We start from the raw sequence: 7,848 nt of genomic DNA, 5'->3' as shown, positions 1-7,848 counted from the left end.
TTAGAAAACAGATTATCGATTATACTAGACATAGATAGTGCATCCTCCTTGGTTTTTGTAGTGATTAACCTTGAGGATGCCCTATCTTTTTTGTGCTTACACAGACTATTGTACGTCACCCGCAACCGATCACTTCAGGCGTGCAACCCGTCACTTCAGGCGTGCAACCGATCACTTCAGGCGTGCAACCGGTCACTTCAGGCGCGCAACCTGCTACTTCGGGCGCGGAAAGGGCTACTTCAGGCACAGCCATATTAATGACAAAAAAGCTGTCACAGAAAGTCAATTTCTCGACTTTCTGGACAGCTTCTTTTATCTAGCTTTATATTTTTAAAGTTCGATTGGTTGGCTGTAAATTAGACGCGTTCCTCAGTGCGAGGGCGCATTGTACCGTGTGACATTAAATTCGTGTGCCAAGAGAATGCCTTCTCAAGCACATGTGGCGTATGGCCGCCACGTTCAAGCGCTTCGGAGTAGTATTCCCATAGCTGCGCGCGGTACATCGGGTGTGCACAGTTGCCGATAATGAGTTCAGCACGTTCTCTCGGCGCAAGTCCGCGTAGATCTGCATATCCATGCTCAGTTACGATGATATCGACGTCATGCTCCGTGTGATCTACGTGAGACACGAATGGCACGATGCTTGAAATATCACCGTTTTTAGCAACGGACTTCGTGACGAAGATGGCGAGACGTGCGTTTCGGGCGAAATCCCCAGAACCGCCGATGCCGTTCATCATTTTAGTGCCTGTTACATGCGTTGAGTTGACATTGCCGTAAATGTCGAGTTCTAGTGCCGTATTGATCGAAATCAAACCGAGTCGGCGGATGATTTCCGGATAGTTCGAAATCTCCTGTGGACGCATGATCAGCTTATCCCGGTATTTATCCAGGTTATTGAAGACCTTGTCCATTTTCTCTTCTGATAACGTAATCGAAGCACATGAAGCCGTTTTGACTTTACCAGCATCGATCAAATCGAATACTGCGTCTTGTAGCACTTCGGAATACACTTCAAGATTCTCGAACTCTGAATTCAACAATCCATGAAGCACCGCATTTGCCTGTGATCCGATACCGGATTGCAGAGGTGCAAGACTGTTCGTCAATCTGCCTGCTTCTACTTCTGAACGTAGGAAGGATAACAAATGTTCAGCCATGATTTCTGTATCATGGTCAGATGGAGTGATCGTAGAAGCGGAATCTTTTTGGTGTGTAAATACGATTCCTTTCACTCGATCGACATCAATCGGAATGCCAATTGTTCCGATGCGATCGCTCGCTTTCGTCAATGGAATTGGATTCCGTTCACCTTGCTTACCTGGATCATACAAGTCATGAATGCCTTCCCATTCAGTTGAATGCGCTGTATTGATTTCAATAATAATTGATTTTGCATGCTTCGCAAATGACAACGAGTTGCCGACAGACGTTGACGGGATGAGCATTCCGTCCTCTGTCACTGAAATCGCTTCCAAAATTGCGAAATCGATTGGTTCAATCACACCTGCACGAATCCATTCCGCTGTATGGGATAAATGATGGTCAACAAAGAGGAGTTCCCCATTGTTAATGCCGTTACGCATTGCTCTTTCCGCTTGGAATGGCAATCTCTTATTCACAATGCCCGCTTCCGCGAATAATTTATCGATATCTGAGCCGAGGGATGCCCCTGTAAATACGTTCACTTTGAACTTTTCTGTTTCAGCACGTTTCACTAACGCCAATGGAACCGCTTTCGCGTCACCAGCACGTGTGAATCCGCTTAATCCTAATGTCATGCCGTCCTTAATCCAAGAAGCAGCCTCTTCAGGCGAAACGACTAAGTCTTTCAAGCGTTCAATTCTGATACGATCCATATGGTTACCCATTCAAACCGCCCCTTTTCATAACTTTTAGATAACAAAATTATACCGCGTTTAAGCGCCGAAAAGGGGTTTTGTGAATGAAGTACAGAATTTGGAAACAGACGAGCTCATTGGTTGACTGAAGCAGCATATTTTTGATTAATCACCTTAAAACCCTAACAGTTTACGAAAATAACTCGAATACGATTGACTGACCGGGATTTGTGCCCCATCATTCATGGAAAGGATAAACGTCGAGTGCGTATCCGGATAAATGGCTTTAATTTGTGTTACATTAACAATGAAAGACCGATGGCAACGGACGAACAAATCATGCGGAAGCAAAAATTCGAAGTTTTGCAATGTATTCCGATGAGTACCTGTAATATTGTCCGCGACGACAACCGTTTTCCGGTCCTTCACTTCGATATACTTCACTTCGGAAAACGGGACAGGCACCCATCCGTCTTGGGTTTTCACAGTAACGACGGACTTCCCTTCGGTGTAGGCCGGGTAGATGGCAACGACACATCCATCCAATTCGTCGTTATCATAGAACGGGACCGCCATGCCATGATATGGTACGCCAAACACATCCCGATTGATGAATTCGGAAACCTTATGCCCTTCCTTAAGAGCTTTATAGGCAATCGTTCCTTCCGGAACAGGATCACCCGGCTTAATTTTTAAATCAATTCGTTTGCTCGGCCGGTAATAAATATATTCCTTCGTATTCGATACGACAATGGAGATTTCATCTGCAAACAACTCCCCAACGACGTCGAGAAGCGAGTCTAAGTTCAACAAGTACGTCCAAGCTCCCTTCACACTACAGTTACTACTATTATAGGTTATAAGTTTTCATGTACAACAATCAACTTTTCAATTATAATGAGAATCAATCTAAACAAAAATTTAGACTAAACAGAAAGTATAGTTAATGAGGGGGAGCTATTATGCATATTCGGGATTTGATCGTGGAAAGACTAGGTGTCGCTACAGTAAAGGTTGGTCAAAGTGTATCGGAAACACTGACAAAAATCAACGAGACAGGATATCGCTGCATCCCTGTCGTGGACAATGAAGACAACTATAAAGGAATGATTTACAAAGTCGACCTACTGTCCTACCTGTATGAGGAAAAAGGGGATGGCGAGAAGCCCATCGACTCCTTACTGGAACACCAAGATGTCTACTTATATGAGAATGCTTCTTTTCTAACAACATTGCTGAAAATCAAATCTTTGCCTTTCATTAGCATCGTCCGAGACGGTAAACTGATTGGGATTGTGACACATAATAAAATCGAAAGCGTTTTTGAAGACGCATTCGGAGTAAAAACCGGCGGCCTGAATATTACACTCGCGTCAACAGAAGCGCGTGGCATGATCCGAAAATTGACGACTGTGTTAAAAGACGAGAACATCGAAGGCCTCATGACGCTCGACAATGGTTCGGCACTCGCCCGAAGAATCGTCCTCACACTCGAAGATGGAAAATCCGATGAAGAGATGGTCAAAATGCGCGAGAAACTTGAAAAGAACGGGTTCCGTATTCTGCAAATGCAACGAATTAATCCGAGATGAGCACCAAAAGAGAAGGGCGCTTGTCCAGCCCCGACAGTAAAAACTAGATGATAACAGAAATCAGGCGAAGGTTTTTTCCTTCGCCTTTTTCGTATTAAAAAACACTAAAAAATTTAGCTGCGGTCAATAATTTTATCAAATCTTTCCCTATTCGTATCTAACCATATCAACATCTCTTTGTTTCTTTTATACAGGGAGATATCATTAGAGAAAAACGCCATAAAAATAAGCTGAATCGATAACATTACATGGCATATCGACTCCTCTTCATCAGCGGTTAGTTGATTAACTTTATTATAGGAACTAAATAGTCTCGCAACAAAATCAAACCAATTCTCTCGTTGATCTATATCATAAAATATTTCATTTAATAAACTAGTGGAACAATAACAGACATCAAATAGCCTTGAATTTACTTCTGCTATTTCGAAATCAATGATTCCTGCAAGATTATTTCCCTGAAATACAAAATTGAAAATATGAGCATCTCGGTGAATTAGCTGTCTTGGCAATCTTTCAAGATTATGTTCAAACTCATTATTTAAGGTTCCCAAACGGCTTTGTAGACGAATATCAGTGTCTACCTTCAAAACCTCCTTTACGGCAAATTCCGAGACTGTTTTATAAAGATTCTTATGATTAAATTGATCAGTGAAATCTACACTTTTCAGTGCTCTGTGCAAGTAAGCGATTGCTTCTCCAAGCTGTTTAGCTCCATCGGGTTTTTCAAGATAGTGGTTTGCGCTATGGACTTCACCCTCTATAAAGTTATACAGTGTAAAATTCTTATTGTCGTGAGTAATTATAAGATCTCCACTTTTACTCTTTAATGGTGTTTGCACCTTGAGTTGAACAGTCTCAACAAAATTTAAAAGTTCATTTTCTCTTTGAGCTGAAGCTACATCTCCCTTCAACTTTAAAATAAATCTTTCATTGCTTGTTGAAGTAACAAGAAATGCTTTGTCTGAAAGCATTTTGAAATCCTTTATAACCAAGTTCCAATAGGAACATATCAGCGAAACATCTGCGAATTTCATAGTACACCCCTACAAGTTATTCCTTAACTAATCTACCAATGTTTTACCTTATTAATTCCCCTGTTGCATATCTCTCGTAATTCAAAAAACGGAAAGGGAGCCGTCTTTACAACTTAGACGACAATCCCTTTCCTTATGCAATCTCGCTTTCCGGCTTCGGCACCATCCGGAGCAAAATGCCGCCGATGATGAACAGGATGACAAGGCTGAACACGCCGTATGCAGAGCTGCCTGTCAATGTGGCGGTTACTGCGAGCAATAAAGGTCCCATGACGGAAGCGAATTTACCGAATATATTATAGAAGCCGAAAAACTCGTTGGACTTCTCCTTCGGTACTAATTGGGCGAAATAAGAACGGCTGAGCGCCTGAATTCCGCCTTGCGACGTGGCAACGAGCATTGCCAAAATCCAGAAATCCAATGTCGTCGATAAGAAAAACGCATAAATACAAACGATGATATAAACAAAGATTCCGACGTATAACATTGTTTTAACCGAGAACCGTTTTGCAAGCCGGCCATACAAAATTGCAAACGGTGCCGCCACGACTTGGGTGACGAACAGGACAATGAGAAGGTCTGTCGCTTCAATACCGAGATCTGTTCCATACGCCGTCGACATCGAAATGATTGTACCGACCCCATCGATATAGAAGAAATACGCTAATAAGAAGATGAAGACGGTCCGGTATTTCCTAATTTCCTTGAACGTTTCTCCAAGACGACGGAAGCTGCCTGCCAAGATATTTGGCTCACGTTCGATGGCATGAACTTGAACAACGTTTTTCAACATTGGTATCGTAAAGGTGAACCACCAAATTCCCGTGATGATAAATGCTAGCTTTGTTGCCACTCCCGTCGAAAGAGGGATCACTTCATTTGACGCCAACAAGATGATAGCGATGCTAATAATGAACGGAATCGTGCTTCCGATATACCCCAATCCAAATCCACGCGCAGACACTTCATCCATCTTCTCTTCAGGCGTCACGTCGACCAAGAAGGCATCGTAAAATATATTCGCCCCATGGAATCCGATTGCAGTGATCGTATAAATGATTAATAATGGCAGCCATGTTCCATCTGGCACGAAAGCCAATGAAATCGTCGATAGCGACCCGATTAGGAAGAACGCGAAGAAAAACTTTTTCTTCAACCCCCGATAGTCCGCAATCGTTCCTAAAATCGGCCCGATCATCGCTAAAATGAACGTCGCAATCGCCACTGTATACCCCAAATACGCCGTTGACTGGGTCAAACTGACACCCGCGTCGGTCGCAACCGACTTGTAAAAGATCGGAAAAACTGCAGTTGTAATAATAATTGAATAGGCCGAGTTCGCCCAATCATAAAACATCCAACTTTTCTCCGTCTTTGTATACCTTCCCATTTCCCCATTCCACCCCTTTCATAATCTTCGAAACTATCTCTCTGTCAATAGTGTACAACTATTAGACCACAAACAGTAGTCATGAATTAATCTTTTACAAAATTTATACACGACAAAAAGCCAACCCGTACTCGGATTGGCTCAAACTCACGCCTCTATTGTCACAAACATACTTTCAATGACCTTCCCTAACAAAAGCGGAGTATGGATAAATGCGCTCTCTTTTTGCAATCGCTCCGTCAACTTATGCGCATCTTTTCCATACGGACCAATGTTCATGACGGGAGCTTGGAGTTGCTGCATCTCTCTGAAAGGGATCCTATATGTCTCTCCCCAGACGGGTGTGTTGTTTTTATACGAACGCCACCCTGTATCTGTCGCGTCATAATTCACATAGCTCAAATCCGAAATCCCATTGAAATAGTGCACTTGTTTCGCATCCACGTTGAACTCTTCCTGTAAGACCTTTTGTGCAAGGGCAATCTTTTCTTGAACGAGCCCATTCTCAGATGAATTGACGGCCGGATAATAAGGAGGAGCGTAAAACAATATGACAGCTGGGGCTAATTCCTGACAGTGCAATAATAAGCGATCACAAACGAGCATGGACATCTCCCGTTCATCCAGTGCCTCATCCGCCAGAACGCTTCCAATGATTCCTTGCACTTCCGTTTCCCCCATCTTCTCCTCCGCGCACCTAAGCAATTCCCAATACTCCATTACATTGATGTTTCCGATTGGCTGTACGCCTTCCCGTTTGCAAATCGCCTTATAATCCTCTTCACATTGTGCCATCGCCTTGACGGCAGTTTTTTTGAATATCTTCATAATCTCGTCAGCATTTTGGCGCATCAAAAAGACATTATACAGAGCCGCACTATGATGGGAAGTTTGGGTCGAATAATCACCTTTTAGGTCCACCTGCTGCAAACATACGGGCAAAGGCGTCTTCTCTCCATATGCTTCTTCCACGAAATCGGAATTGAACTCCATCGCTCTCGTTAAATAAGATGCCATGTAATGGCTCGTCAAGCCGCTCAAAGGTTCACCTGCATGCGTCTTTCTACCGTAAAACAGTGCAGAAGGCATAATCTTGCCGATTGATCCCGAGTAAATATAATAGTTGGGATCCTGCGGTTTTTGGGTAAAAGTAGGCTCACTGTTTATGAACAACTCATATTCCAAACCGTACTTTTCCTTTAAGTCAACCAACCCTTTAGCTGCCGCTCTCATTCCGGAGGAGTTCACTTCTTCGTCAGGTACGGTCAATAAAAGTAGATTGACCGGCCACTTTTCAACACTTGCCCTTTCCAATAAATGAAGATGCAACGCAATCCCCATCTTCATATCCATCGTTCCACGGCCAAAAAGGTATTCATCCGAAGCTAGGTCTGCTTGCGCGTCTTCCGGCAAATCGGCTATTCTTCTTTTCAATTCATCTGTCAGCAGTCTAGGTTGAAAAGCAAGGTCTTCCAACCCGCCGCCAAATTCTTCCGTATGGACGGTGTCAAAATGGCTGATCAATACAATTGTTTTCTTCGTCACCCCACTGCTATACAGCGCTGTAACCGCATTTCTTCCTTTACCAGCGTCGTGAAAATGAATATGCGAGCTGTTCTCCTGGAAATATTGCAATTCGTATAGCTTTTTCAACATTCGAGTTGCAAACTCGATTTCTCCGATTGTTCCTGTGCGGCTATCCCAAGCGACTAATTCACATAATAAGTCTTCCAGTTGTTCCGGCTCATACCACTTAAAATTCTCAAACCCCATTTTGAAGCCACCCCATTTATCTGCTTTCTTTATAGTATACAAAATACAGTAAGTTTCGAATATACTTTACTACCGGCAATCTATCAAACCAAATAATAGAATAGTTCATTTAATGAAAAAATAATTATAAAAATTAGTTCCAATGGTATACATTCTCGGCTGATGATATAATTAACATGAATATAAATACTATTTAAATTGATTTTTTCATACCT

7 protein-coding genes are annotated in these 7,848 nt (G+C 42.7%); 1 reads left to right on the top strand and 6 read right to left on the bottom strand.

What is annotated here, in order from left to right; genetic code table 11:
• Positions 1–115: 115 nt before the first annotated feature.
• The 3 genes from MHZ92_RS17610 to MHZ92_RS17600 all read right to left on the bottom strand — a co-directional run bounded on the left by MHZ92_RS17610 (position 116) and on the right by MHZ92_RS17600 (position 2,654).
• Complete coding sequence (locus MHZ92_RS17610; protein WP_239433018.1) at positions 116–253, bottom strand: hypothetical protein; 138 nt, start codon at positions 251–253, stop codon at positions 116–118.
• A 103-nt stretch (positions 254–356) separates the two neighbouring features.
• The gene (locus tag MHZ92_RS17605) at positions 357–1,871 is read right to left on the bottom strand and encodes an acetyl-CoA hydrolase/transferase family protein (protein ID WP_239433017.1); all 1,515 of its coding nucleotides are present in this window, start codon (positions 1,869–1,871) and stop codon (positions 357–359) included.
• Between the two features lie 144 nt (positions 1,872–2,015).
• A complete protein-coding gene (locus MHZ92_RS17600; RefSeq protein WP_239433016.1) occupies positions 2,016–2,654 on the bottom strand; it encodes a LytTR family DNA-binding domain-containing protein in 639 nt (212 codons plus the stop codon).
• A gap of 149 nt (positions 2,655–2,803) precedes the next feature.
• Between MHZ92_RS17600 and MHZ92_RS17595 the strand changes: the two genes are divergently transcribed.
• The gene (locus MHZ92_RS17595) at positions 2,804–3,433 is read left to right on the top strand and encodes a CBS domain-containing protein (protein ID WP_239433015.1); all 630 of its coding nucleotides are present in this window, start codon (positions 2,804–2,806) and stop codon (positions 3,431–3,433) included.
• 113 nt (positions 3,434–3,546) lie between these two features.
• On the opposite strand, the gene MHZ92_RS17590 is transcribed toward MHZ92_RS17595, so the two are convergent.
• From MHZ92_RS17590 to MHZ92_RS17580, 3 genes are all read right to left on the bottom strand, one after another.
• Positions 3,547–4,470 carry a phosphotransferase enzyme family protein gene (locus MHZ92_RS17590; protein ID WP_239433014.1) on the bottom strand — a complete coding sequence of 308 codons (924 nt, stop codon included), beginning with the start codon at positions 4,468–4,470 and terminating at the stop codon, positions 3,547–3,549.
• 133 nt (positions 4,471–4,603) lie between these two features.
• The gene (locus tag MHZ92_RS17585) at positions 4,604–5,860 is read right to left on the bottom strand and encodes an MFS transporter (RefSeq protein WP_239433013.1); all 1,257 of its coding nucleotides are present in this window, start codon (positions 5,858–5,860) and stop codon (positions 4,604–4,606) included.
• Between the two features lie 147 nt (positions 5,861–6,007).
• The gene (locus MHZ92_RS17580) at positions 6,008–7,633 is read right to left on the bottom strand and encodes a M20/M25/M40 family metallo-hydrolase (protein WP_239433012.1); all 1,626 of its coding nucleotides are present in this window, start codon (positions 7,631–7,633) and stop codon (positions 6,008–6,010) included.
• Between the last annotated feature and the right edge of the window lie 215 nt (positions 7,634–7,848).

It is taken from the genome of Sporosarcina sp. ACRSL (assembly GCF_022346605.1).
Taxonomy (GTDB): domain Bacteria; phylum Bacillota; class Bacilli; order Bacillales_A; family Planococcaceae; genus Sporosarcina.
Note: the sequence above shows the minus strand (reverse complement) of the source record. Positions and strands in the feature narration are given on the sequence as shown.